The following is a 25,637-nucleotide window of genomic DNA, read 5'->3' as shown; positions in this document are numbered from 1 at the left end:
AAAAGCTGTGCCAGGATCTCTTTTGATAACCGTTAAAATTCTTTTCTCAGCCAGCTGTTCAGGCGCTTAAACCAATGGCTCACTGAGGCGCGTTTTTCCACTTCATGCTCACCGTTCAGGTGAGATTCTTTACCGTAGTGCAGCAACCCTACCGCCGTAGAGTAGTAAGGCTCCTGCGCATAATCCGTCAGGCCTGTGATGTTCAGCGGTTGCCCAATACGAACCTGCGTATGGAATACTCGCTGGGCGCATGCGGCCAGGCCGTCAATCTGTGCGGCTCCTCCCGTCAGCACGATACCGGCCGCCAGGTGATGCTTGACGCCCTGCTGACGCAACTGCTCCTGTAACTGCAACAGCTCGTCGTTCACCAGATTCAACAGTTCGGTGTAACGCGGCTCGATAACCTCGGCCAACGTCTGACGCTGCAGACTGCGCGGCGGACGCCCGCCCACGCTGGGCACTTCAACCGCTTCGTCTTTGCTCACGATAGAGCCCAGCGCGCAGCCGTAGCGAACTTTGATCGCCTCGGCGTCCGTAGGCGGAGTGCCGAAAGCGTAAGCAATATCGCTGGTGACCACGTTACCTGCGTACGGGATCACCTTGGTGTGGCGCAGCGCGCCGCCGGTGTAAACCGCCATATCCATGGTGCCGCCGCCGATATCCACCACACAAACGCCCAGCTCGCGTTCGTCTTCAGTCAGCACCGCATAGCTGGATGCCAGTCCGGCGAAAATCAGCTGGTCGACTTTCAGACCGCAGCGTTCAACCGCTTTGACGATGTTCTTCGCCATATCGTTATGGCAGGTGATCAGATGCACCTTCGCCTGCATACGTACGCCGGACAGCCCTACCGGATTCTTGATGCCTTCCTGGTAGTCGATCGCGTACTCCTGCGGGATGACGTGCAGGATGCGATGCTCATCGCGAACGCGCACGGATTTCGCTGTGTGGACAACACTTTCCACGTCGTCCAGCGTCACTTCCTCTTCAGAGATCGGCACCATACCAATCTCGTTCTGGCAGCTGATATGTTTGCCAGACAACGCCAGATAGACTGATGAAATCTGGCAGTCCGCCATCAGTTCGGCCTGGTCGATGGCGCGCTGTACGCATTTCACCACCGACTCCAGGTCGTTCACGCCGCCTTTATCCATACCCCGTGACGGGCAACTACCCACACCGATAATATTGACCATGCCATCGGGCAGAACTTCCCCTACCAGCGCAGCCACTTTTGCTGTACCGATTTCCAGCCCAACTACCAGTTTTCTGTCCGTCGACTTGATCATTGCTGTTTAGCCTGTGCCTGATTCTGTTGCTGATTACCGTTTTGGTGACGATCAATGTCTTGTTGCTGATCGATAAACGCCGGACCCCAACCTACCGCCGCGCCTGAGTCGTAACGCAGATCCACGTAGTTAATCCGTTTGTTCCCGTCCTTCGCCTGCTGTTGAAGAAGCGGATACAACTCAATAAATCGCGCCAGACGGCGAGCCTGATCGTCGCGTCCCAACTGCAGGCGGATATCGTCTTCCAGACCGACCTGCCAGGAATGGCGCGCGGTCATCGCAACCATTTTCAGCTGGAACTTGCCGGCGCTCAGTATCTGGTTCATGTTCCGATACCCTTCCAGCACGTCGGCTTCGCTGCCTTCCGGCCCGTACAACATCGGCATCTTCTTATTACCGATACGTTCCGCCGGAACGCTGAAGGCGTTTCCGTCGCTGTCCACCATCAGCTGGTCATTCCAACGTGCGAAGGGCACGTATTCAACCAGATGAATCTTTAATTCGTCCGGCCACTGCTTGCGCACGCTAGCCTGTTTTATCCACGGCAGCCGTTCAATCTGCTGCTGGATGACGTTGACGTCCTGCGTCATAAACGTGCCCGGCGCTCCGAGCGACAGTATCGCCTGACGAATGTCGTCGTTGGTGGTGTAGGTTCTTTCCCCCGTCACCACCAGCCGAGACAGCGGCAGCCGGCTGGCATCTTGCATCCATCCCACCACCATCCAACTGCCCCAGGCGATGGTACCCACCACCATCAGCAGGAAAATCATGCCTGCCAGTTGGCCGCCATTGCTGCGACGCGCGCCGTTCGATTCGGGTTCGCGTCCGCGTGTGTTTAGCGCCGCTTGCGACATATCAGCTCGCCAGCTCCAAAATACGTGTCACCAATTGTGGAAACGTCAGGCCATGTTGTTTGGCGGCCATCGGTACCAGGCTGTGCTCGGTCATCCCCGGAGAGGTATTCACCTCTAACAGGTAAAATTTGCCGTCGTCGTCCATCATCACATCAACCCGTCCCCAGCCGCTGCAGTCCAGCGCGCGGTAGGCCGCCAGCGAGAGAGAAGCCAGTTCGCTTTCCTGCTCCGCGGTCAGACCGCTGGGGCAAAAGTAACGGGTGTCTTCCGACTCGTACTTCGCCTGATAGTCGTAGAACGTGCCCGTCGCCTGAATGCGGATCGACGGCAAGGTTTCGTTACCGAGAATAGCCACCGTAAACTCCGGACCGCTCAACCATTTCTCCACCATCACGTTTTCGTCATGATGGAAGGCCGCTTCCAACGCCGCAGGTAAGGCTTCAGCCTGTTCGACTTTGCTCATTCCGACGCTGGAACCTTCCCGACTCGGCTTGACAATCAATGGCATACCGAGAGGTTCTACTAACTTTAGCAAACCAGATGGATTACTGCGCTGAAACTGATGCCGATTCAGCACGATATAAGGTGCTACCGGCAAATTTGACGCCTGCCAAATCTGCTTGGTGCGACACTTATCCATCGTCAGCGCCGACGCCATCACGCCGCTGCCGGTATACGGCAGGCCCAGTTGCTCCAGCGCGCCCTGCATGGAGCCGTCTTCGCCTCCACGCCCGTGCAGCGTGATGAATACCCGGGTAAAGCCTTGTTCTTTGAGGTAACTGACCGGGAAGTCGCTGGGGTCTACCGCGCGCGCATCCACTCCTGCTTCACACAGCCCGGCCAATACGGCCTGCCCCGAGAGCAGAGAGATTTCGCGTTCTGCGGATGAACCACCCAGCAATACAGCCACTTTCTCAGTCATTTACTTTTACCCTTTGACCTGCGGCTGTAAGCGAGAATCCGCCAGCCTGCGGGCCAGTTTGCCGATATTACCTGCGCCCTGAACCATAACGAGGTCACCATCTTGCAGTGCCGGTGCCAACAATTCAGGTAAAGTCTCTACATCCGGTACCAAAATCGGATCAATCCTACCTCTTCCGCGAATAGTACGGCATAAAGAGCGGCTATCAGCCCCAGGAATAGGCGTTTCCCCTGCTGAGTAAACATCCAACATCAGCAAAACATCCACCTGAGACAGCACATGCGCGAAGTCGTCATACAGATCGCGCGTACGCGTATAGCGGTGAGGCTGGAAAACCATGACCAACCGTTTTTCCGGCCAGCCCGCTCGCGCCGCTTTAATCGTGGCGTCCACTTCCGTGGGATGATGGCCGTAGTCATCGACCAGCATGACCGCGCCGCTTTTACCGTTTACCGACTCCAGCGGATATTCGCCCAGGAAGTCAAAACGACGACCGGTGCCTTCGAAACGTTCGAGCGCCCGCAGGATCGCGTCGTCTTCAATCCCTTCTTCTGAGGCGACCGCAACCGCCGCCGCCGCATTCAACGCATTGTGGCGGCCAGGCGCATTCAGGGTCACGTGCAGCAAAGGTTTCCCCTGACGCTCCAGCGTAAAGTGGCCTTGAGCTCCTGTCTGACGGTAGCTGGCAATACGCACATCGGCATCGTCACAGAATCCGTATGTCGTCACGTGGCGTCCTACACGCGGCAGCAGTTCACGGACCACCTGATCGTCCAGACACATCACCGCGTGTCCATAAAACGGCAGGTTGTGCAGAAAGTTGATGAACGTCTGCTTCAGATTCTCAAAATCACCCTGATACGTGTCCATATGGTCGGCTTCGATATTGGTCACGATCGCCGCCATCGGCTGCAAATGCAGGAAAGACGCATCGCTTTCGTCCGCTTCTGCAATCAGGTAGCGGCTGGATCCCAGTCGCGCGTGCGTGCCTGCCGCTTTCACCAGTCCGCCGTTAACGAAGGTGGGGTCCAGACCGGCTTCCGCGTAAATACTGGTCACCATCGCCGTCGTCGTCGTTTTACCGTGAGTTCCCGCCACAGCAATGCCATGACGAAACCGCATCAGTTCCGCCAGCATTTCGGCCCGGCGGATCACCGGAATACGCGCTTCCTTCGCGGCAATGATTTCCGGGTTGTCGCCGGAAATGGCGCTGGAAACGACCACTACGCTCGCGCCGTTCACATTTTCCGGACGGTGGTGGAAATAGATCTGCGCGCCTAAATCACTCAGCTGCTGAGTAACGGCATTCGGTGCCAAATCGGAGCCGCTAATCTCATAGCCTTCATTAACCAGAACTTCGGCGATACCGCCCATGCCGGCACCACCGATGCCAACAAAGTGGATGTGCCGGACGCGATGCATCTCGGGCACGATTGAACGCAGTTTCGCCAGTTGTTGTGTATTCACTTTTACCTATCGCTACCTAATTGATCGCCGTCCTGTGTCCGGCGATGTCATGATTAATGTTGAACCGCTGCCACGTCTTGTGTACGCGCCGCCGCGACGACTTCCGCCGCAACGCGCTCGGTCGCATCAGGAATGGCGACCGATTGGGCCTTCTCGGCCATGTCGCGCAGCGTAGCGCGGTCCCAGCCGGCCAAGACATCGCTGACGGCGTCAACGCTGATCTGGGCCTGCTCGATAATTTTGGCCGCGCCCGCCTGTTCCAGCGGCAACGCGTTCCAGTACTGCTGCCGATCCTTATGTTGGAACGGCACGAAAAGCGCCGGCAAACCAGCGGCGGCGATCTCACTGACCGTCAGCGCCCCGGAACGGCAGACAACGACATCGGCCCAGGCATAAGCCTCGGCCATATCATCAATAAACTCGACCACGTTATGCTGCGGCTGTCCGGCTGCCGCATACGCTGCCTGCACGTCGGCTTGCGCGCCTTTACCAGTTTGATGCCAAAGGGTGATTCTGTCGCCCAGCGTGGCGGCCACGCCCGGCAACGTCTGATTCAATACCCGAGCGCCCTGGCTGCCGCCGATAACCAATACCCGGATAGGTCCGCTACGGTCAGCCAGGCGTTCCGCCGGTAACGGCAGCGCCAACACGTCAGTGCGCACAGGGTTTCCGACCACGGGCGCTTTAGGAAATGCGCCCGGAAACGCCTGCAGAACCGTTTTCGCAATACGCGACAGCCAGCGGTTGGTCAGCCCGGCGATGCCGTTCTGTTCATGCAACACAACCGGAATGCCGCACAGCCACGCCGCCAAACCGCCGGGACCGGACACATAGCCGCCCATGCCCAGCACGACGTCCGGCTGGTATTGGCGCATGATCGCCTGTGCCTGACGCACCGCGCGGAATATACGTACCGGCGCGCTGATCAACGCCTTAAGCCCTTTGCCGCGCAGACCGGAAATGCGGATAAAATCAATCTCAATCCCGTGCTTCGGCACCAAATCGGCTTCCATACGGTCAGCGGTGCCCAACCAGCGCACCTGCCATCCCTGCGCCATCAGATGATGCGCCACGGCCAATCCGGGGAACACATGGCCCCCGGTTCCGCCCGCCATCACCATCAAACGCTTGCCTTCGCCACTCATCGGGCACTCCTCGTAAACGCCTGCGCTTTCGTCAGACGCGTCTCATAATCTATGCGTAACAGCAGTACGATGGCGGTCGACATAATCAACAGACTGGACCCCCCGTAACTGACCAGCGGCAGGGTTAACCCTTTGGTCGGCAACATGCCCGCCGCGGCTCCCACATTGACCAATGTTTGGAAACTGAACCAAATGCCGATGGAACACGCCAGGAACCCTGAAAAGCGCTGATCGATCTGCAGCGCGCGGCGTCCAATCGACATCGCCCGAAAGGCGACGAAGAATATCATTAACAACGCTAAAACCACACCGATATAGCCCAGTTCTTCGCCTAAAATGGAGAAAATAAAGTCAGTGTGCGCTTCCGGCAGATATTCCAGTTTCTGAATCGAATTACCCAGTCCCTGCCCCCACACTTCGCCGCGTCCGAACGCCATCAGCGACTGCGTCAGCTGATAGCCGCTGCCGAACGGATCATCCCAAGGGTTCCAGAACGATGTCACACGGCGGATACGGTACGGTTCCGCAATAATCAGCAGACAGACCGCGAAAATGCCGCTGCCGATAATCGCCAGGAACTGCCAGAGTTTGGCGCCCGCCAGGAACAGCATGGCTAGCGTCGTAATAAACAACACCACGACGGTGCCGAGGTCAGGCTGCGCCAGCAGCAGCACCGCCAGCACCACCATCACGCCCATCGGTTTACAGAAGCCCCAGAAGTTGTTTCGCACCTCTTCGACTTTGCGCACCATGTAGCTGGAGAGGTAGCAGAACAGCGCCAGCTTCGACAACTCGGCAGGCTGTATGCGCAACGGCCCCAGCGAAATCCAGCGGGAGGCACCGTTGACCGAACTCCCGACGACCAAGACCACCAACAGCAGCACAATGGCCACCAGCAGCAGTACCGGGCTGTAACGCTGCCAGACTTCCATCGGCACTCGCATGGTGATCAGCGACAAACCGAACGCCAGCGCCAGATAGAGTCCGTCGCGCTTGGCGAACAGGAACGGGTCGCCAGCGAGGCGTTGTCCTACCGGCATGGAAGCGGAAGTCACCATCACGAAGCCGATGACCGCCAGTCCGAGCGTCAGCCACAGCAGCGTACGATCGTACAGCACGGCGCTGAGGTTATCGCTTTCGCGCGTCCCCATGACCCAGCGTCTCAATCGTTCCACTACTGCTCCTGCCATTTGCATCAGCCCAGTTCCTCCGCCAAACGTGCAAATTCATCGCCGCGCTGCTCAAAGCTGCGGAACTGATCCAGACTCGCGCAGGCTGGGGACAGCAAGACCACGTCGCCCGGGCTGACCTGCTGAGCAATGAGCGTCATCGCCTGCGCCAGGGTCTCGGTACGCTGAGCGACGTCAGGACGCAGCGCCGCCAGCAGATCGCCATCGCGACCGAAACAGTACAGCCGCACCTTATCGCCCTGAAGATAGGGCTTCAGCGGCGAGAAGTCGGCAGATTTGCCGTCTCCGCCCAGCAGCAGATGCAGCGTGCCGTCGATGCGCAAACCGCTCAGCGCCGCCTCGGTACTGCCGACGTTGGTCGCTTTCGAGTCGTTGATCCAGCGCACCTCGTTGCGATCCAGCACCAGTTGGAAACGATGCGCCAGACCGGTAAAGCCAGTGAGCGCGGCCAGCGCGGAAGCGCGCGGAATGCCCACCGTATCGGCCAGCGCCAACGCGGCGAGCGCATTGGTATAGTTATGCTGTCCGACCAATTTGATTTCACGCGTATTGATCACGCGCTCCCCATTAACCCGCAGCCAGGTTTCGCCCTGCTGCCGATTCAGGTGATAGTTGCCCACGTCCACGCCGAAGCTTAGACAGCGGTCGTCAGCCCCGCGCACCGGCATGGTCAGCGCATCATCGGCGTTCACCACGCAGACCGCGGCGTTTTCGTAAATGCGCAGCTTCGCGGCGCGGTACTGTTGCAGACCTAACGGATAACGGTTGGAATGATCTTCCGTCACATTCAGGATGGTGGCCGCCGCGGCATGCAGGCTACAGGTTGTTTCCAGCTGGAAGCTGGACAGTTCCAGCACGTACAGCTGGCACTCCTGCTTGAGCAATTCCAACGCGGGGACGCCGATGTTGCCGCCAACGCCTACCGACCAACCGGCCGCACGCGCCATATCTCCCACCAGCGTGGTGACGGTGCTTTTACCGTTCGATCCTGTAATCGCGACGATCGGCGCCTGCGCCTCGCGGCAAAACAGCTCGATATCGCCGACGATCTCAATGCCTGCCTCCGCAGCGTCGCATAATGCAGGCGTGGCCAGCGCGATACCGGGGCTGGCCACGATCAGGTCGGCGTCCATCAGCCAGTCTTCCTGTAAACCGCCCACATAACGTTCGACCTGCTCAGGCAGTTTATCCAGACCAGGCGGACTGACACGGGTATCCACCACGCGAGGCGTCACCCCGCGCGCAAGGAAGAAATCAACACAGGAGAGCCCGGTCAGGCCCAACCCGATAATGACGACTTTTTTACCCTGATAGTCCATGTCGTTACCGTACCTTCAGTGTGACGAGTCCAATGAGCACCAGCATCAGAGAAATAATCCAGAACCGCACAATCACGCGCGGTTCCGGCCAACCTTTAAGCTCATAGTGGTGATGAATCGGCGCCATGCGGAAAATCCGCTGGCCGCGCAGCTTAAAGGAGCCAACCTGCAGGATCACCGACAGCGTTTCGACCACGAACACGCCTCCCATGATCACCAGTAAAAATTCCTGACGCAGCAGCACGGCGATCGTCCCGAGCGCGCCGCCCAGCGCCAGCGAACCGACGTCGCCCATAAAGACCTGCGCCGGATAGGTGTTGAACCACAGAAACCCGAGTCCCGCGCCGACTATCGCCGTACACACCACCACCAGTTCGCTGGCATGGCGGATATACGGAATATGCAGATAGTTGGCGAAGTTCATGTTCCCCGTCGCCCACGCCACCAGCCCAAAGCCCGCGGCGACAAACACCGTCGGCATAATCGCCAGACCGTCCAGACCGTCAGTCAGATTGACGGCGTTGCTGGTGCCGACAATGACGAAATACGCCAGCACCACATACATCAACCCTAACTGCGGCATGATGTCTTTAAAGAACGGTACGACCAGCTGCGTCGCTGGCGTATCTTTGCCGATGGCATACATGGAAAAGGCGACGATCAGCGCCAACAGCGACTGCCAGAAATACTTCCAGCGCGCGATCAGCCCTTTAGTGTCTTTACGTACAACCTTGCGGTAGTCGTCCACGAATCCGACGATGCCGTAGCCCAGCAGTACCAGCAACACGCACCAGACGTAAGGGTTAGACAGGTTGACCCACAGCAGAACGGAAATCGTGATCGAAGCCAGTATCATCACGCCGCCCATCGTCGGCGTACCGCGTTTGCTGAAGTGCGACTCCGGCCCTTCGCTGCGAACGACCTGACCAATCTGTAAACGCTGTAACCAAGCAATCAAATGCGGCCCCATCCAGAGCGAGATCACCAACGCAGTCAGCAGGCTGACGATGGCTCGAAACGTCAGGTAGGAAAAGACGTTGAAGCCGGAATAAAATTTGACCAATTGTTCGGCCAGCCACACTAACATGTTGCCTTCTCCTGTAATGCGCGTACTACCTGCTCCATCGCAGCGCTGCGTGAGCCTTTTATTAAAATGGTAATCACTGTGTGTTCCGCCAACAGCGCCCGAAGACGGTCGACCACGGCGGCTTTATCCTGAAAATGTTCACCCTGCCCGCTGGCCTGGCTAATCCATTCGCTCAACGTGCCGACGCTCAGCACCAGGTCGATACCAGCGATTCGTGCCGCCTCGCCGACCTGACGGTGACAGGCTTCTGCTTCCTGCCCCAACTCCGCCATGTCACCGACGACCAGTACCCGATAACCCGGCATGTCCGCCAGCACCTGCACCGCCGCCGTCAGAGAACCCACGTTGGCGTTGTAGCTGTCGTCGAGCACCCGTTGTTCACCGCCCAGAGAGAGCGGGAACAAACGCCCCGGCACCGCCTGAAGCTGCGCCAGCCCAGATTTCACGTCCTCCAGCGATGCACCGACGGACATCGCCAGCGCCGCAGCCGCCAGCGCGTTGGCGATGTTGTGTTTACCCGGCAACGGTAACGTGACCTCAACCTCGCCGATCGGGCTGTGCAGGGTGAACGTCGTCCCCTGCGCTTGCACCGCGACATCGCTGGCGAAGAAGTCCACATCCTCTGCGGCTTCCGGCGAAAAACGCCAGACGGTTTTCTGCGTCAGCGTCGTTTGCCAATGCGGCCAGTCATTGCTGTCGGCGTTAAGAATGGCAACGCCATCAGCGGGCAGACCGTTGAAGATTTCGCCCTTAGCCTGCGCAACACCGGCCAGCGACCCGAACCCTTCCAGATGCGCCGCCGCAATATTGTTGACCAGCGCCGTTTCCGGCCGCGTGAGATCGGCGGTGTAGGCAATCTCGCCGATGTGGTTCGCGCCCAGCTCAATGACGGCGAAATCATGTTCCGGCGTCAGTCGAAGCAGCGTCAACGGTACGCCGATGTCGTTATTCAGATTACCGGCGGTATACAGGACATTGCCGCACTGCCGCAGAATCGCCGCGGTCATCTCTTTGACCGACGTCTTGCCGGACGAACCGGTCAGGGCGACGACGCGGGCCGACGATTGCTGCCGTACCCAGGCAGCCAGCGCGCCGAGCGCCAGCCGCGTATCCTTAACAATGAGCTGCGGCGCCGAAACGGGTAAGCGCTTACTCACCACCAGTGCTGCCGCGCCCTGACTTATCGCATTCTCGGCATAGTCATGGGCATCGAATTTCTCGCCCTGCAACGCCACAAACAGGCAGCCTTCCGTCAGATGACGGGTGTCCGTCGAGACGGCGTCGATCGCCAGATCGTCCCCTTCCAGACGGGCGTCTAATACGTTCGCCAATTGGCTCAGCGTTACGCGAATCATGCCACCACTCCCAACAGGCGTGCGACCGTCATGCGGTCGGAGTAATCCAGCCGCTGATTGCCCACGATCTGATAATCTTCGTGACCTTTACCGGCCACCAGCACCACATCATCCGGTCCGGCATGCATTACCGCGCTGCTGACCGCCGCTGCTCGACCTTCAATCGTCTGCGCTCGTCCGGCGTCCATCAGGCCGCTCAGGATATCTTTGACGATAGCCTGCGGCGCTTCGCTGCGCGGATTGTCGTCCGTCACGATGACCCGGTCGGCCAGCTGTTCCGCTACCGCTCCCATAAGTGGGCGCTTACCTCTATCGCGATCGCCCCCGCAGCCGAACACGCACCAGAGCTGCCCCTGACAGTGCAGTCTTGCCGCCTCCAGCGCTTTTTCCAGCGCGTCGGGCGTGTGGGCGTAATCAACGACTACGGTGGGTTTCCCTTCGGCATGGAAGACTTCCATCCGACCGCACACCGGCTGGATCGCCGTCGCCGTTTCAGCCAACGACTCCAGCGGATAGCCCAGCGCCAGCAGCGTCGCCAGCGCCAGCATAATGTTACTGACGTTGAACTCGCCCATCAGGCGGCTATGGATCATAGCCGGACCCCAACTGGAGTCCACCTGCGCGGTGAAACCGCTGTCATGATATTCAACGCGGGTCGCCTGCAGCCAACGGCTCCGACCCTCTGGCCGCGCTGAGCCCAGCGTCACGGCCACCGCATCAGGAAGCCGACTCAACCAGCGTCGACCCACTTCGTCGTCCGCATTGATAATCGCTTCACCGACCTGATGTTCCGCGAAGAGCGCCCATTTGGCCTCTTCGTAATGCGCCATGTCGCCGTGATAGTCGAGATGGTCGCGGCTCAGGTTGGTAAATACCGCGGCGGCGAAAGGCAGCGCGGCAACGCGATGCTGCACCAGTCCGTGGGAAGAGACTTCCATGGCGGCAAACGTCGCGCCCGCATCTACCAATTGGCTAAGCGTCTGCTGTACGCCGATGGCCGATCCCGTGGTGTTTTCCGCCGGGGTTTCCCGACCCAGCAAACCATTGCCGATGGTACCCATGACCGCGCTGGTTTCGCCCAGCGCCTGGCTCCACTGCGCCAGCAGCTGGCTGGTGGTCGTTTTGCCGTTGGTGCCGGTCACGCCGACCAGACGGAGTCTCTCTGCGGGCTGGCGGTAGAAACGTCCCGCCAGCGCCGAAAGCCGCTGATTAAGCTCATCCAGATAAATCACCGGCACGCCGTGCTTTTCACACACGGTGCCTTCCGGATTTTCCTCATCCGCTTGGGCGATCACCGCAGCCACACCTTGAGCGATGGCCTGCGCAATATAGCGTCGCCCGTCGGTTTGATGTCCGACGATGGCGACAAAAACGTCGCCCGCCGCGGCAATGCGGCTGTCCAGCGTCATGTCCCGCAGCGCGCGCTCGGGAACGTTGGCAACCCACGGCGCCAGCAAATCGTGCAAATTACGATCTGTCACCTGAGCCCTCTTTTCGGTTAATAACGAATTCATTTTTCTCCCCCGTCGCCAGGGCATCCGGCTCGATGTTCATGGTGCGAAGCACGCCGCCCATGATGGCGCCGAAGACCGGCGCGGAGACCGCACCGCCATAGTATTTCCCGGCCTGCGGGTCATTGATGACCACGACCAGCGCGAAGCGAGGATTACTGGCCGGGGCAACACCGGCGGTGTAAGCGATGTATTTGTTGATGTACTTGCCGTCCGGCCCGACTTTCTTGGCCGTACCGGTCTTGATGGCAATGCGATAGCCTTTGATGGCGGCTTTCGAGCCGCCGCCGCCCGGCAGCGCGACGCTCTCCATCATGTGCACCACGGTGCGTACGATGTTTTCAGGGAAAATACGTTCTCCCGGCACCGGCGGGTCGACTTTGGTAATGGAAAGAGGGCGATAGACGCCGAAGCTGCCGATTGTGGCGTACATCCTGGCCAGCTGCAGCGGCGTGACCATCAGACCGTAGCCGAACGAGAAGGTCGCGCGTTCGATATCCGCCCAGCGCTGGCGGTGAGGAAACAGCCTGAACTTTCGCCGACCAGCCCGAGGTTGGTGGGCTTGCCCAGACCAAAGCGAGAGTAAGTATCCACTAACACCGAAGAAGGCATCGCCAGCGACAGTCGTGATACGCCGACGTTACTCGATTTCTGCAGTACGCCCGTCAACGTCAGTTCGTTGTAGCGCGCTACGTCTTTGATTTCATGTCCGTTGATGTAATACGGCAGCGTATTTAGCACGCTGTTCTCTTTCACCACGTTGCGCTGTAGCGCGGACATCACCACCATCGGCTTCACGGTGGAACCCGGTTCGAAGATATCGGTGATGGCGCGGTTACGGATAACGTCGTTGGTGGTGCCGGACAGGTTGTTCGGGTTGTAAGACGGGCTATTGGCCATCGCCAGCACTTCGCCAGTGTTGACGTCAACCAGCACGGCAGTGCCGGACTCCGCCTTGTTGAAAGCGACGGCGTTATTCAACTCACGATAAACGAGCGCCTGCAGGCGTTCGTCGATGCTCAACATCAGGTTGTGCGCGGCCTGGCTGTCGACGGAGGAGATATCTTCAATCACGCGCCCGAATCGGTCTTTTCGTACGGTACGTTCGCCCGGTTGGCCGGTCAGCCAACGGTCGAAACTCTTCTCGACGCCTTCGATGCCCTGCCCGTCGATGTTGGTAAAACCGATCAAATGAGATGTCACCGGACCTGAAGGGTAGTAGCGACGGGACTCCTGACGCAGATTGATGCCCGGCAGCTTCAGTTTGTGAATGTATTCGCCGATAGCGGGGTTGATCTGACGCGCCAGATAAACGAAACGGCCGTTGGGGTTGGCGTTGACCTTGGTGGAGATTTGATCGAGCGGCATCTCCAGCGCGTCGGCCAGCGCTTTCCAGCGCGTATCGAGCGTGATGCCGCCGTGGTCGTTCACTTCCTTGGGATCGGCCCAGATAGCATTGACCGGGACGCTCACCGCCAGCGGACGACCCGCGCGATCGCTAATCATTCCGCGCGCGGTGGGCACTTCCTGCACGCGCAGAGAGCGCATGTCGCCTTCGCGCACCAGTTTATCCGGCGCAATGACCTGCAGATAGGCGGTACGCAGCATCAGGCCGACCAGACAGATCAGAATCCCCCCGCAAAGCAACGCAAAACGCCAGCTGACGAAGCTGGCATGTTCTTCCTGACGTTTCAACCTTCCGGTGCGTGCGGGTTTCATTTATTGAGTAATAACCTGTCAGTTCATTGTTTAACCACAATATTTTCCTGCGAAGGATCGACGTGTCCCATGTAGAGTTTTTCTATCGCGTTCTGCTCGACACGGCTATGGTCGCCCAGCGCATTCTCTTCCAGAATCAGGTTGCGCCATTCGATATCCAGCGCATCCCGTTCCAGCAGCAGGCGCTCGCGTTCTGCTGTCAGCAGACGAGTACGATGCGCCGTCGTCACTACGAGTACGGCCGAAATCAAAACAGCGACCAGCAACAGCAGCGGCAGTTTGCCGTGCCGCAGCAGATCTTCTGCAATGACGCCAGCCAACGAGTGACGTTCGTGCCCGATCATGAGGACAATCTCTCAGCGAAACGCAGTACGGAACTACGCGCGCGCGGGTTCTCCGCGACTTCAGCGTCGGACGGCTTCATTTTTCCTGCGATCTTCAGGGTTCTTCCCCCCTGTTCGCGGAGCTGCTCTTCCGTCAACGGCAGACCGGCAGGTACCTGCGGCCCACGGCTGTTATGACGGATAAAACGCTTCACGATGCGGTCTTCCAACGAGTGGAAGCTGATCACCGACAGTCGACCTTCGGGCGCGAGGACATCCAACGCGCCGTTGAGCGCACGTTCAATCTCTTCGAGTTCACTGTTGATATAGATACGGATGGCCTGGAAAGAGCGCGTTGCCGGGTGTTTGTGCTTTTCACGAATCGGACTGGCGGCGGCAATCAGCTCGGCCAGCTCTTTCGTGCGCGTCATCGGTTCAGTCTGATTACGCTCAACGATGGCGCGAGCAATACGGCGAGCGAAACGTTCTTCGCCAAAGGTCTTGAGAACCCAGGCGATATCTTCCGCTTCCGCTTTCATCAGCCATTCGGCGGCAGAAACGCCGCGGGTAGGATCCATACGCATGTCGAGCGGGCCGTCACGCATAAAGGAGAAACCGCGCTCCGGATCGTCGAGCTGAGGCGACGAGACGCCGAGATCCAGCAGTACGCCGTTGATTTTCCCCGTCAGCCCGCGCTCTTCAACGTATTCAGCAATGGAAGAGAAAGGACCGTGGATGATAGAGAAGCGCGCATCGTCAATGTCGCTGGCGGCGGCGATAGCTTGAGGATCGCGATCGATTGCCAGCAGGCGACCCTCCGGCCCCAAATGGGACAGAATCAGACGGGAGTGACCGCCGCGGCCAAACGTACCGTCAATGTAAATACCGTCGCCGCGAATGTTCAGCCGTTGACGGCCTCATCCAACAGCACGGTCGTGTGTTTAAAAGTTTCTGTCATGACTATAGAGATAAGTCCTGCAATCGATCAGATAGCGGTTCCTGAGTCGATTGTTCAGATTCGATGTCTTCCTTGACTTGTCGATACCAGGTCTGTTCATCCCACAGTTCAAACTTGTTGAACTGCCCGACCAGCATCACTTCTTTTGTAAGTTTTGCATGTTGCCGCAGCGTGGACGCGATTAATAAACGCCCGGCACCATCCATTTGGCACTCACTGGCGTGTCCCAGCAGCAAACGCTGAACGCGACGTTCGGCGGGATTCATGCTCGACAGGCGAGAGAGCTTCTGTTCGATGATTTCCCACTCAGGCAAGAGATAAAGCAGTAGACATGGCTGGTGGAGGTCAATGGTACAAACCATTTGCCCCTGCGCTTCCTCGTTCAGTACGTCCCGGTATCGGGTCGGAACGGCGAGCCGTCCTTTACTGTCGAGATTGACCAGACTTGCCCCACGAAACATGGTTGTATTTAGCCCTTCATGCCATTTTCTACCACTTTGCCCCACAAATTCCCACGATTCAGAGTTTACGGAGGGGAGGAAAACCTTGTCAAGCAAGTACGGAAGTGGGCAGGCATTATTTTCGGTGACTTTACGCGGGGGAAAAACAGTTAAAAAAACACCAGTAAAAAATAATGAGTATTAAGGCTGTGATTATTTAAGAGAAATTATCCGGGCCTCAACGAACGCGTGAAAGATATACGCTTTACCCGCTAATGAAATATTATTTTCACAGCCACATATCGTTACGTATTTTTTATTTTCGGAAAAACCCAAGTTTCTCGTCAAACCCTGATTTGTCAGTATTTTTCGACAATCCCTTTTGCCAAAAAAGAAGGGTCTTAAATCTTCGATGCGGTTTTGAATTGTAAAAATAAATTTTTTAATGAGAAAAACACAATGTTTTCTATTGAGAATGTTTTATCAACGAAGACGTCCACGCTCCCGCGCAGTTTATCAGATGCAGAAAGACTGTTTATATTTACAGTATCAATGTCTCATGCCTGTCTAATAATAATCAGCTGGGTCTGAAGCTGAGCCGTTTGTATATAATAGAAAGTCAGACAACATTTCTCACATCGCCCTCCTCATTTACAGACGCAATGCTTTGTTTTAAATCACCATTTACATCATTGGCATAATAATAAAATGCCAATAACTATTTATACGAATAAACCAGCTTTAAATACCAAAAAAAACAATAAAATAAAAATTTATCGCTACTCTATAAATTATATCCAGTGATGTAGACTATTAAAAAGGCAATGACGCGAAATAAAACACCGATAAACTTAGGTGTTTCTGTTTCTATCCCCGACGCACTGGAGCCTATCGGCATGTTCACCTCCTTCTTACGCCTACGCAACGCGCTGGCTGACATCGTTGCCATGGTGATTTACTGTTTCGTTACGGGCATGGCGATTGAGATATTGATTTCAGACATGTCGTTCCAGCAGTCACTCTCTTCACGCCTGCTTTCCATTCCGGTCAATATGGTGATTGCGTGGCCTTATGGCATCTACCGCGATCGCATCGTAGCTTTCGCCCACAGTTTGGCGCCCCAATCCTGCCGAAGCAAAAACGTCGCTGATCTTATTGCCTATGTGAGTTTTCAGTCGCCGGTTTATATGGCTATTTTGCTCAGCATTGGCGCCAACGCCTCGCAAATTGCGACGGCCGTAGGGAGTAATGCCGTGATATCGATGGTCATGGGCGTGGCCTACGGTTATTTCCTGGAATATTGCCGTCAGCTGTTCCGCGTATCCCGCAAAAGTCCGGAACGACTTGCGACGCATTAAATGACCGGCAGGAAATGGCGTAAAACGGTAAAAGTTTTTTATAAAAGGGGACTTTTCTTAGGAGAAAACTTGGAAATAACGCGTTCTGAGTAAAAATTCGGAAAGAGATATCCAAATGACGTGTCATAAATGGCGATGATCATGGCGGGAATAACAGGAACTGCCGGAAAGATATCGACCCGGCAATTCCCTGTCGGCTTAACGACGGCTTAACGAACCTCGGCGATAAAGGCTGCGACGAATACGATACAGCCCCGCCTTCGGCCTGCGCGGTTCATCCAGACTCGCCAGCACCAGCTCCAGTACCCGTTCGGCCACTTCCCGATGACGCTGGGCGACGGACAACACCTGGCACTCCAGGAAATCCAGCAGCTCATTATCGCCGAAGGTGGCGATAGCCAGATTGTTAGGCAAACGCCCGCTTTGCTTCAGAGTCACGTCCATCACGCCCTGCAACAGCGGGAACGAGGTGGTGAACAGCGCCTCCGGCATCGGATTGTGCTGCAAATAGTCCGTGAATATCGCCGCCGCCGCGCTACGTTCGTAGCTGTTCGCATAGAGATATTGCACCTGACGGGGGTCGCTCTCCCAGGCCTGACGAAAACCTTGTTCACGCAGGAAGCTGACGGAGAGCTCTGGCAACGCCCCCAGATACAGCACCCGTTCAGCCGGAATGTTGCGCAGCTCTTGCGCCAGCATTTCCGCATCTTCCATATCCGCTCCCACCACGCTGGTGAAGTGCTCGCGATCCAGGGCACGATCCAACGCGATAATCGGCAAAGGATCTTTCACCCAACGCTGATAGAACGGATGTTCCGGAGGGAGCGACGTGGACACGATAATGGCATCGACCTGACGCTGCAGAAGATGTTCGATACAGCGCATTTCGTTATCGGGCTGATCTTCCGAACAAGCAATCAGTAATTGATAGCCGCGCTGGCGCGCCTGACGTTCCAGATAGTTGGCGATACGGGTATAGCTGGTATTTTCCAAATCGGGGATAACCAGACCGATAGAACGCGTTCGCCCGGCACGCAACCCGGCAGCCACGGCGTTTGGATGATAATTGTGTTCCCGTACCACAGCCATGACCTTTTCAACGGTCTTATCGCTCACGCGATACTGTTTCGCCTTTCCGTTGATGACATAACTGGCCGTCGTACGCGAAACCCCCGCAAGACGCGCAATTTCATCCAGTTTCACTGGTAACCCCTTAATAAGTCAGATAATGAAGAATTAATGGAATGATAGCCATAAACTAACCAGGGATATCTGTTCGATCTAACCGCATAACTTTCCGGTCAGCAACCGCTTTTATCACAGTATGATGACACGCATAGACTATTTAGTATTGCCCTGGTCCCGCCGGGCTGCGCCGGGTTATAACGGTAGCCCAACGCCCTCCCTTCGGATCAACGCATTGAGCGCATCAATCCCTACTCATGTCTTGTCCACGATATTCTCGGAAACAATCCATCCTCATGCATAGGTGAAAACGACGTCGCCAGCCTGAAAAAACCGTCGAACGCATTTTTCTGACAAAATTCCCCGCTCGGTCGATTTTTTTATTCGCGTCAAAAGACGTTTTAAACGCGGATTTTCGAGGGATAACGTCCGGGCATTTTTGCCCCTCACAAACGCGGACGCATTAACATAATGTCAGTTAATGCAGCAGGCAAACCACGCACATTTCACACGCTTGCACGCATTCGGGGAATTCTCTGCCAAAAGCACTTTTACTACGTTAAAACTCCAAAAGAATTGGCCTTGGTCTGAAAATATTCCACGACCTTGAAACAGGTCAGCAAAAAATATTATCGGCGCTTATCCCTTTTTCTGCTCGAAAATGCCCTGTTTTTATCTTTGATGCGGCGATACCACCTGCTCAAGCATTCAGCATATCAAGCAATGGGGTCGTCTATTTTTAAGACGACTTAGACCGATTTTATCGCCGAAATCAGGCCGAGAAATCCCGCTTTGCCGCAAAAATCAAACGTTGACATACCCACAGTATTCAAGTACCAATAATAGAGAAGCAATTGACTAACAAACATTGGAAGATAATCAGCATGTCTCACTTCGCTAAACTACTAGGCCTACTACTCATCGCATCCAATATGCGCGGTATGCCGGTGGGCGAAATTCACAGCTGATTTTCACGCCACACCTTCAAGAAACCCGCGCCGTTGCGCGGGTTTTTTTTTACTCGCCGGGCGTCAGAATTAACAAGACAAAGGAACCAGAGCGATGAGCCAAGAAGTGATTATTTTCGATACCACATTGCGTGATGGTGAGCAGGCGCTGCAGGCCAGTCTGAGCGTTAAGGAAAAGATTCAAATCGCCATGGCGCTGGAACGCATGGGTGTCGATGTGATGGAAGTCGGCTTCCCGGTCTCTTCGCCTGGTGACTTTGATTCCGTTCAGTCCATCGCCCGGCAGATCAAAAACAGCCGCGTCTGCGCGCTGGCCCGATGTGTAGAGAAGGATATCGACGTCGCGGCGGAAGCCCTGAAAGTGGCTGAAGCCTTCCGAATTCATACCTTCATCGCCACCTCGCCGATGCATATCGCCACCAAGCTGCGCAGTACGCTGGACGACGTGGTTGAGCGCGCGACCTATATGATCAAACGCGCTCGTAACTACACCGACGACGTCGAGTTCTCCTGTGAAGATGCCGGACGAACGCCGATTGACGATCTGAGCCGTGTGGTGGAAGCCGCGATCAACGCTGGCGCCCGCACTATCAACATTCCAGATACCGTCGGCTACACCCTGCCCCATGAATTCGGCAACATCATCGCTTCTCTGTATCAACGCGTTCCCAACATCGACAAAGCCATCATCTCCGTGCATACCCATGACGATCTCGGTCTGGCGGTCGGCAATGCCATGGCGGCAGTCAACGCGGGCGCCCGTCAGGTCGAAGGGACACTGAACGGCATCGGCGAACGCGCCGGTAACTGTGCGCTGGAAGAAGTCATCATGGCGATCAAAGTACGTCAGAAGCTGATGAATCTGCACACCAACATCAACCATCAGGAAATTTACCGCACCAGCCAGATGGTCAGTAAGATCTGCAACATGCCGATCCCGGCTAACAAAGCCGTCGTGGGCGCTAACGCCTTCGCCCACTCTTCTGGCATTCATCAGGACGGCGTTCTGAAGAATCGTGAAAACTACGAAATCATGACCCCGGAATCCATCGGCCTGAAGGAAGTGCAACTGAACCTGACGTCGCGCTCAGGCCGTGCCGCTGTGAAGCACCGCATGGAAGAGATGGGCTATAAGGAATGCGACTACAACCTGGACGATCTGTACACCGCGTTCCTGAAACTGGCGGACAAAAAAGGCCAGGTGTTTGATTACGATCTGGAAGCGCTGGCGTTTATTAACAATAAGCAAGAAGACGCCGCCCTCTACCGTCTGGATTATTTCAGCGTACAATCAGGCTCCAGCGTCATGGCCACCGCCTCGGTCAAACTGGCCTGCGGCGAAGAAATTAAATCTGAAGCCGCCACCGGCAACGGCCCGGTCGACGCCGTCTACAAAGCCATCAACCGTATCACCGGTTTCGATATCAGTCTGGTTCAGTACCAGCTGTCCGCCAAAGGTCACGGTAAAGAAGCGCTGGGCCAGGTGGACATCGTCGTCGAATATCAGAACCGCCGCTTCCACGGCGTGGGTCTGGCGACGGATATCGTCGAATCCTCCGCGAACGCCATGGTGAACGTGTTGAACAATATTCAGCGTGCGCAGATGGTTGAAAAGGAATTACTGCGTTTGCAGCAGCAGAACAACAAACAAAATAGTCAGGAAACAGTGTGATGAACAAAAGCTACCATATCGCCGTACTGCCTGGTGACGGCATCGGCCCGGAAGTCATGGCTCAGGCATACAAAGTGCTGGAAGCCGTACGCCAACGTTTTGGTTTGAACATAACGACCAGCGAATATGACATCGGCGGCGCCGCTATTGACCGTCAGGGCACGCCGCTGCCGAAAGACACCATTACCGGCTGCGAGCAGGCGAGCGCGATTCTGTTTGGCTCCGTCGGCGGTCCGAAATGGGAACATTTGCCACCGGCAGAACAGCCTGAGCGCGGCGCATTGCTGCCGCTGCGTAAACACTTCAGCCTGTTCAGCAACCTGCGCCCGGCGCGTTTGTACCAGGGACTGGAAGCGTTCTGTCCGCTGCGCGAAGATATCGCGGCGAAAGGCTTCGACATTCTGTGCGTACGCGAGCTGACCGGCGGGATCTATTTCGGCCAGCCGAAAGGCCGCGAAGGCAGCGGCAAGGATGAACGCGCTTTCGATACCGAGATCTATCACCGTTTCGAAATCGAACGCATCGCCCGTATCGCCTTCGAATCCGCACGTAAACGCCGCCATATCGTGACGTCCATCGACAAAGCCAACGTGTTGCAGAGCAGCATTTTGTGGCGTGAAGTCGTCACAGAAATCGCCAAAGATTACCCGGATGTGAAGCTGAACCATATGTACATCGATAACGCCACGATGCAGATGATCAAAGATCCTGCGCAGTTCGACGTGGTGCTGTGCTCCAACATCTTCGGTGACATTCTGTCCGACGAATGCGCCATGATCACCGGCTCCATGGGCATGCTGCCATCCGCCAGCCTGAACGAATCTGGTTTCGGGCTGTACGAACCCGCTGGCGGTTCCGCACCGGATATCGCAGGTAAAGACATCGCCAACCCGATTGCACAAATCCTGTCCGCCGCTCTGCTGCTGCGTTACAGCCTGGGTGAAGATGCCGCCGCCTCCGCCATTGAGCAGGCGGTCAATCATGCGCTGGAAGCTGGCTACCGTACGGGCGATTTGGCTCGCGACGGCAAAGCCATCGGCACCAGTGAAATGGGTGACGTGATTGCCCGTTATGTCGCGGAAGGGGTGTAATCATGGGTAAAACGTTATATCAGAAATTATTCGATGCGCACGTCGTGTACGAAGCGGAAAACGAAACGCCGCTGCTGTATATCGACCGTCATCTGGTGCATGAAGTGACCTCGCCTCAGGCGTTCGACGGTCTGCGTGCGAAAGGACGTCAGCTGCGTCAGCCCGGCAAAACCTTCGCCACGATGGATCACAACGTCTCCACCCAGACTCGCGACATCAACGCGAGCGGCGAGATGGCCCGTATTCAGATGCAGGAGCTGATCAAAAACTGCCAGGCGTTCGGCGTTCAGCTGTACGACCTGAACCATCCTTATCAGGGTATTGTTCACGTGATCGGTCCTGAGCAGGGTATGACGCTGCCGGGCATGACCATCGTCTGCGGCGACTCCCACACGGCTACCCACGGCGCGTTCGGTTCGCTGGCATTCGGCATCGGGACGTCCGAAGTTGAACACGTCATGGCGACGCAGACCCTGAAACAAGGCCGCGCGAAAACCATGAAAATCGAAGTGACCGGCGATGCGGCTCCGGGCATCACAGCCAAAGACATCGTATTGGCGATCATCGGCAAAACCGGCAGCGCTGGCGGCACCGGGCATGTGGTCGAGTTTTGCGGCAAGGCTATCCAAGCGCTGAGCATGGAAGGCCGTATGACCCTGTGCAACATGGCGATTGAGATGGGTGCGAAAGCCGGTCTGGTCGCCCCGGATGAAACGACGTTTGCCTACCTGAAAGGTCGTCAGTTCTCGCCGAAAGGCGAAGAATGGGAAAACGCCGTCGAATACTGGAAGACCATGAAGTCAGACGCGGATGCGCAGTTCGACAGCGTCGTCACGCTGAACGCCGCCGACATCGCCCCGCAGGTCACCTGGGGCACCAACCCCGGTCAAGTGATCGGCGTGAATCAGGCCATCCCGGCACCGGAATCCTTCAACGATCCGGTTGAGCGCGCCTCTGCCGAGAAAGCGCTGAATTACATGGGTCTGAAAGCGGGTATCAAACTGACCGACGTCGCCATCGACAAAGTCTTCATCGGCTCCTGCACCAACTCGCGGATTGAAGATCTGCGCGCTGCGGCCGCTATTGCCAAAGGCCGCAAAGTGGCTGCGGGCGTGCAGGCAATGGTCGTTCCCGGCTCTGGTCCGGTAAAAGCGCAGGCAGAAGAGGAAGGTCTGGACAAGATCTTTATCGAAGCGGGCTTCGAATGGCGCCTGCCTGGCTGCTCAATGTGTCTGGCGATGAACAACGACCGTCTGAATCCGGGCGAGCGTTGTGCTTCCACCAGCAACCGCAACTTCGAAGGTCGTCAGGGTCGTGCCGGACGGACTCATCTGGTCAGCCCCGCAATGGCCGCCGCGGCTGCGGTGACCGGGCGTTTCGCCGACATTCGTGAACTGAACTGAGAGGGATAACCCATGACTAAATTTACTCAACATACTGGTCTGGTCGTCCCGCTGGACAACGCCAACGTCGATACCGATGCCATCATTCCCAAGCAGTTTCTGCAGAAGGTCACCCGCACCGGTTTCGGTCAGCACCTGTTCAATGACTGGCGTTTTCTGGATGACGCAGGCCAGCAGCCTAATCCTGAATTTGTGCTGAACCAGCCTCGTTACAAAGGCGCCAGCATCCTGCTGACCCGTGAAAACTTCGGCTGCGGTTCATCCCGCGAACATGCGCCTTGGGCGCTGACCGACTACGGCTTCAGCGTGGTGATCGCGCCGAGCTTCGCCGATATTTTCTACGGCAACGCTTGAATAACCAGCTGCTGCCGGTGCGGCTGAGCGACGCCGACGTCGACGAACTGTTTGCCCTGGTGGAAAACAATGAAGGCATGACTTTCACCGTCGATCTGGAAGCTCAAATCGTGAAAGCAGGCGATAAAAGCTATTCGTTTGAAATCGATAGTTTTCGCCGCCACTGCATGATCAACGGTCTGGATAACATCGGCCTGACGCTGCAACACGAAGCGGCGATTGCCCGCTACGAGGAAACGCAGCCGACATTCCTGCGCTAAGCCTCACCGTGTCATGATGCTCAGGGCTCGCTTCGGCGGGCCTTTTTTTTACCGCTCCCGACGCGGCCCCTGACACCAGTAAGCCATAAACGCCATCGACTCGCGCGCAACGCCCCGCTCGCCCACCAGATATCGCCGTAAGGCTTTCACCACCGATGATTCAGCGGCCACCCAGCCGAAAAACTGTCCGTGCTGACTCTCCGCCCTTTCCCACAACAGCTCGTCTTCCGGGACGTCCGATAACTCAACGACGGGAGGCTCGTTTTGGGTCTGCGACAAGAGAAGCTCATCGCGCACCGCATCCAACAGACGCTCGCCGTGGTTTGCTCCGCTTTCTTCGCGCGGCAACCAATGGATGTCGGCGAAGGTGAAATGGCTGAAATCCAGACAGTCGGCGCGCAGAGGCAGTTCGATAAAGGCCTGCACCTGTGGCGGCGACGCCAGCCCGGCCAACTGCTCCAGAATCCCCTTTACGGCGGGAAATGCGGTTTCATCGGCGATCAGCAGCACCCGACGGGTCTGTTCGGTAGGACACCATTCATAACCGCCTTGGCTGTTCTCCGAGGCGGCGCAGGGCGCCACTACCTGAAGGCGAGCGCCCGGCTCGGCGCTCATCGCCCACGATGACGCCGGGCCTTCCGTACCGTGGATGACGAACTCCACCTCCAGCTCCCCCGCTGCCGCATTAAGACGACGGAGGGTATAGGTTCGCGCAATGGGACGCTGGCGTTTTGGCAACGCCAGTAGCTCGGCATACCAGTTAGCGACATCCGGCAATTGAGACGGCGTACCATCAATGGCGGGGAACAGGAGTTTGATGCGCTGATCGGGCGCGCCGGTGGTCATCTCGCGAACCGACTCACCGCTGAAAACACAGCGCATCATCGACGGGCTCAGCGTCTGTTTACGCGCTAATGCCACCTCGAAAATCTTGTACTCTTTCGATCCCGCCATGCTCATTCCTCTGGTTTTTCACCGTGTCCGAACGAGGAATGTTAGCATTCAACTGATAATGAGAACAATTATTGATACAGGGATTTACAGAAGGTGGTCACGGCTTCGCAGCGTGAGGTGAAGGTGAGAAATGTGGGCGTTCAAAACGGGTCTGATGGGGGAGATGACTAAAGAAATGGCATTCATCACGTTGCGATCAATGCCATTGTTTTGATGGAATTAGCGCAGCATTGCGCCCGCTAACGACGCCATCAATGCGGACATAACAAATATAGAGAAAAATACCGAGATCAGAGCCAGAACGAAGGCAAACAGACCAGCTCTGTTCCAGCTATTCTGTACGCGTTTAAACGTCTCGACATCATCATAATCGGCGTTCTGCCAGGCCCACTCGTTACCCTTGAAGCCACACACAAACACCCAAACGATATTCAACAGAGGAACAAAGCACAGCAGCGGCAGGTAAGTTTTGTTGCCCACGCCCCAGATGACGTTGAACATAAATGCGCCCCAGTTCCATCCTTTTACTTCTCTTGGTACTGCTTTTCCATATTCGGCCATGTGTGAGTTTTCCTTTCAAAATATGACAAAATAAATCGCAGCGGACAATACAACGGGCACCATTTAAGCTTCAACTATTTTGTGGTGATAATATGATCACCTAAATACTTCACTTAATTGATTATTATAAGGTGAGCGTTTTAACGGCCAGTGCGGGGATACAGCACCGTGTTCGACAGCGATTGAGTAGAAAAAAGATTTCGGGGGAGAAAAAATCAGGCAGAGGCCCAGTGGGCGTCTGCCTGATTGAGT

The 25,637-nt window shown here is 56.4% G+C and carries 19 protein-coding genes and 3 pseudogenes; 5 read left to right on the top strand and 17 right to left on the bottom strand.

What is annotated here, in order from left to right; genetic code table 11:
* Nucleotides 1–32 precede the first annotated feature (32 nt).
* The 14 genes and pseudogenes from ftsA to mraZ all read right to left on the bottom strand — a co-directional run bounded on the left by ftsA (nucleotide 33) and on the right by mraZ (nucleotide 15,600).
* Complete coding sequence (gene ftsA, locus AU509_RS08225) at nucleotides 33–1,289, bottom strand: cell division protein FtsA (RefSeq protein WP_085652373.1); 1,257 nt, start codon at nucleotides 1,287–1,289, stop codon at nucleotides 33–35.
* Complete coding sequence (ftsQ, locus tag AU509_RS08220; protein WP_085652372.1) at nucleotides 1,286–2,143, bottom strand: cell division protein FtsQ; 858 nt, start codon at nucleotides 2,141–2,143, stop codon at nucleotides 1,286–1,288. Before ftsQ ends, ftsA begins: the two co-directional genes overlap by 4 nt.
* A 1-nt stretch (nucleotide 2,144) precedes the next feature.
* Nucleotides 2,145–3,065, bottom strand: coding sequence for a D-alanine--D-alanine ligase (locus tag AU509_RS08215; RefSeq protein WP_094118109.1), 921 nt, complete (start codon nucleotides 3,063–3,065; stop codon nucleotides 2,145–2,147).
* A gap of 6 nt (nucleotides 3,066–3,071) precedes the next feature.
* Entirely contained in the window at nucleotides 3,072–4,532 is a 1,461-nt protein-coding gene (gene murC / locus AU509_RS08210) for a UDP-N-acetylmuramate--L-alanine ligase (RefSeq protein WP_094118108.1), read from the bottom strand.
* Between the two features lie 53 nt (nucleotides 4,533–4,585).
* A complete protein-coding gene (murG, locus tag AU509_RS08205; RefSeq protein ID WP_085652369.1) occupies nucleotides 4,586–5,677 on the bottom strand; it encodes an undecaprenyldiphospho-muramoylpentapeptide beta-N-acetylglucosaminyltransferase in 1,092 nt (363 codons plus the stop codon).
* Nucleotides 5,674–6,873, bottom strand: coding sequence for a cell division protein FtsW (gene ftsW, locus AU509_RS08200; protein WP_085652368.1), 1,200 nt, complete (start codon nucleotides 6,871–6,873; stop codon nucleotides 5,674–5,676). Before ftsW ends, murG begins: the two co-directional genes overlap by 4 nt.
* On the bottom strand, nucleotides 6,873–8,186 hold the full coding sequence (gene murD / locus AU509_RS08195) for a UDP-N-acetylmuramoyl-L-alanine--D-glutamate ligase (protein ID WP_094118107.1): 1,314 nt from the start codon (nucleotides 8,184–8,186) through the stop codon (nucleotides 6,873–6,875). Before murD ends, ftsW begins: the two co-directional genes overlap by 1 nt.
* 4 nt (nucleotides 8,187–8,190) lie before the next feature.
* Complete coding sequence (gene mraY / locus AU509_RS08190) at nucleotides 8,191–9,273, bottom strand: phospho-N-acetylmuramoyl-pentapeptide-transferase (protein WP_026741705.1); 1,083 nt, start codon at nucleotides 9,271–9,273, stop codon at nucleotides 8,191–8,193.
* Entirely contained in the window at nucleotides 9,267–10,628 is a 1,362-nt protein-coding gene (gene murF / locus AU509_RS08185) for a UDP-N-acetylmuramoyl-tripeptide--D-alanyl-D-alanine ligase (protein WP_094118106.1), read from the bottom strand. Before murF ends, mraY begins: the two co-directional genes overlap by 7 nt.
* Entirely contained in the window at nucleotides 10,625–12,109 is a 1,485-nt protein-coding gene (gene murE / locus AU509_RS08180) for a UDP-N-acetylmuramoyl-L-alanyl-D-glutamate--2,6-diaminopimelate ligase (RefSeq protein ID WP_094118105.1), read from the bottom strand. Before murE ends, murF begins: the two co-directional genes overlap by 4 nt.
* Nucleotides 12,096–13,858 (bottom strand): annotated as a pseudogene (locus AU509_RS08175) (peptidoglycan glycosyltransferase FtsI). The gene murE and the pseudogene AU509_RS08175 overlap by 14 nt, the downstream one beginning before the upstream one ends.
* 23 nt (nucleotides 13,859–13,881) lie before the next feature.
* Nucleotides 13,882–14,202: a cell division protein FtsL gene (gene ftsL, locus AU509_RS08170; RefSeq protein WP_026739107.1), complete on the bottom strand. Its 321-nt coding sequence runs from the start codon at nucleotides 14,200–14,202 to the stop codon at nucleotides 13,882–13,884.
* Nucleotides 14,199–15,139: pseudogene (rsmH, locus tag AU509_RS08165) on the bottom strand (16S rRNA (cytosine(1402)-N(4))-methyltransferase RsmH). The gene ftsL and the pseudogene rsmH overlap by 4 nt, the downstream one beginning before the upstream one ends.
* 2 nt (nucleotides 15,140–15,141) lie before the next feature.
* Nucleotides 15,142–15,600 carry a division/cell wall cluster transcriptional repressor MraZ gene (mraZ, locus tag AU509_RS08160; protein ID WP_026741699.1) on the bottom strand — a complete coding sequence of 153 codons (459 nt, stop codon included), beginning with the start codon at nucleotides 15,598–15,600 and terminating at the stop codon, nucleotides 15,142–15,144.
* An 875-nt stretch (nucleotides 15,601–16,475) separates the two neighbouring features.
* Between mraZ and AU509_RS08155 the strand changes: the two genes are divergently transcribed.
* A complete protein-coding gene (locus AU509_RS08155; RefSeq protein ID WP_085652361.1) occupies nucleotides 16,476–16,937 on the top strand; it encodes an L-alanine exporter AlaE in 462 nt (153 codons plus the stop codon).
* A 198-nt stretch (nucleotides 16,938–17,135) separates the two neighbouring features.
* Here the strand turns inward: AU509_RS08155 and cra are convergent, their stop codons facing one another.
* Entirely contained in the window at nucleotides 17,136–18,140 is a 1,005-nt protein-coding gene (gene cra, locus AU509_RS08150) for a catabolite repressor/activator (protein ID WP_094118104.1), read from the bottom strand.
* A 1,044-nt stretch (nucleotides 18,141–19,184) separates the two neighbouring features.
* Between cra and leuA the strand changes: the two genes are divergently transcribed.
* The 4 genes and pseudogenes from leuA to leuD all read left to right on the top strand — a co-directional run bounded on the left by leuA (nucleotide 19,185) and on the right by leuD (nucleotide 23,870).
* Nucleotides 19,185–20,762, top strand: coding sequence for a 2-isopropylmalate synthase (gene leuA / locus AU509_RS08145; protein WP_094118103.1), 1,578 nt, complete (start codon nucleotides 19,185–19,187; stop codon nucleotides 20,760–20,762).
* Nucleotides 20,762–21,853, top strand: a complete 1,092-nt coding sequence (leuB, locus tag AU509_RS08140) for a 3-isopropylmalate dehydrogenase (protein WP_094118102.1) — start codon at nucleotides 20,762–20,764, stop codon at nucleotides 21,851–21,853. Before leuA ends, leuB begins: the two co-directional genes overlap by 1 nt.
* Before the next feature lie 2 nt (nucleotides 21,854–21,855).
* Nucleotides 21,856–23,256, top strand: coding sequence for a 3-isopropylmalate dehydratase large subunit (gene leuC / locus AU509_RS08135; protein WP_094118101.1), 1,401 nt, complete (start codon nucleotides 21,856–21,858; stop codon nucleotides 23,254–23,256).
* Nucleotides 23,257–23,268: 12 nt separating this feature from the next.
* Nucleotides 23,269–23,870 (top strand): annotated as a pseudogene (gene leuD / locus AU509_RS08130) (3-isopropylmalate dehydratase small subunit).
* A 48-nt stretch (nucleotides 23,871–23,918) separates the two neighbouring features.
* On the opposite strand, the gene AU509_RS08125 reads toward leuD, so the two are convergent.
* Together AU509_RS08125 and AU509_RS08120 are read right to left on the bottom strand one after the other, a co-directional pair.
* Complete coding sequence (locus AU509_RS08125) at nucleotides 23,919–24,824, bottom strand: siderophore-interacting protein (protein ID WP_085652355.1); 906 nt, start codon at nucleotides 24,822–24,824, stop codon at nucleotides 23,919–23,921.
* A 219-nt stretch (nucleotides 24,825–25,043) separates the two neighbouring features.
* Nucleotides 25,044–25,385 carry a ribonuclease G gene (locus tag AU509_RS08120; protein WP_085652354.1) on the bottom strand — a complete coding sequence of 114 codons (342 nt, stop codon included), beginning with the start codon at nucleotides 25,383–25,385 and terminating at the stop codon, nucleotides 25,044–25,046.
* Between the last annotated feature and the right edge of the window lie 252 nt (nucleotides 25,386–25,637).

This window comes from Lonsdalea britannica (assembly GCF_002111595.1).
GTDB classification, from domain to species: Bacteria; Pseudomonadota; Gammaproteobacteria; order Enterobacterales; family Enterobacteriaceae; genus Lonsdalea; species Lonsdalea britannica.
This window is presented reverse-complemented; position numbering and strand designations above follow the sequence as displayed.

Excerpts from the sequence above, each read along its gene's own strand:
- ftsA (WP_085652373.1), bottom strand. The coding sequence starts at position 1,289 with ATGATCAAGTCGACGGACAGAAAACTGGTAGTTGGGCTGGAAATCGGT.
- ftsQ (WP_085652372.1), bottom strand. The coding sequence starts at position 2,143 with ATGTCGCAAGCGGCGCTAAACACACGCGGACGCGAACCCGAATCGAAC.
- AU509_RS08215 (WP_094118109.1), bottom strand. The coding sequence starts at position 3,065 with ATGACTGAGAAAGTGGCTGTATTGCTGGGTGGTTCATCCGCAGAACGC.
- murG (WP_085652369.1), bottom strand. The coding sequence starts at position 5,677 with ATGAGTGGCGAAGGCAAGCGTTTGATGGTGATGGCGGGCGGAACCGGG.
- ftsW (WP_085652368.1), bottom strand. The coding sequence starts at position 6,873 with ATGCAAATGGCAGGAGCAGTAGTGGAACGATTGAGACGCTGGGTCATG.
- murD (WP_094118107.1), bottom strand. The coding sequence starts at position 8,186 with ATGGACTATCAGGGTAAAAAAGTCGTCATTATCGGGTTGGGCCTGACC.
- mraY (WP_026741705.1), bottom strand. The coding sequence starts at position 9,273 with ATGTTAGTGTGGCTGGCCGAACAATTGGTCAAATTTTATTCCGGCTTC.
- murF (WP_094118106.1), bottom strand. The coding sequence starts at position 10,628 with ATGATTCGCGTAACGCTGAGCCAATTGGCGAACGTATTAGACGCCCGT.
- ftsL (WP_026739107.1), bottom strand. The coding sequence starts at position 14,202 with ATGATCGGGCACGAACGTCACTCGTTGGCTGGCGTCATTGCAGAAGAT.
- mraZ (WP_026741699.1), bottom strand. The coding sequence starts at position 15,600 with ATGTTTCGTGGGGCAAGTCTGGTCAATCTCGACAGTAAAGGACGGCTC.
- AU509_RS08155 (WP_085652361.1), top strand. The coding sequence starts at position 16,476 with ATGTTCACCTCCTTCTTACGCCTACGCAACGCGCTGGCTGACATCGTT.
- leuA (WP_094118103.1), top strand. The coding sequence starts at position 19,185 with ATGAGCCAAGAAGTGATTATTTTCGATACCACATTGCGTGATGGTGAG.
- leuB (WP_094118102.1), top strand. The coding sequence starts at position 20,762 with ATGAACAAAAGCTACCATATCGCCGTACTGCCTGGTGACGGCATCGGC.
- leuC (WP_094118101.1), top strand. The coding sequence starts at position 21,856 with ATGGGTAAAACGTTATATCAGAAATTATTCGATGCGCACGTCGTGTAC.
- AU509_RS08125 (WP_085652355.1), bottom strand. The coding sequence starts at position 24,824 with ATGGCGGGATCGAAAGAGTACAAGATTTTCGAGGTGGCATTAGCGCGT.
- AU509_RS08120 (WP_085652354.1), bottom strand. The coding sequence starts at position 25,385 with ATGGCCGAATATGGAAAAGCAGTACCAAGAGAAGTAAAAGGATGGAAC.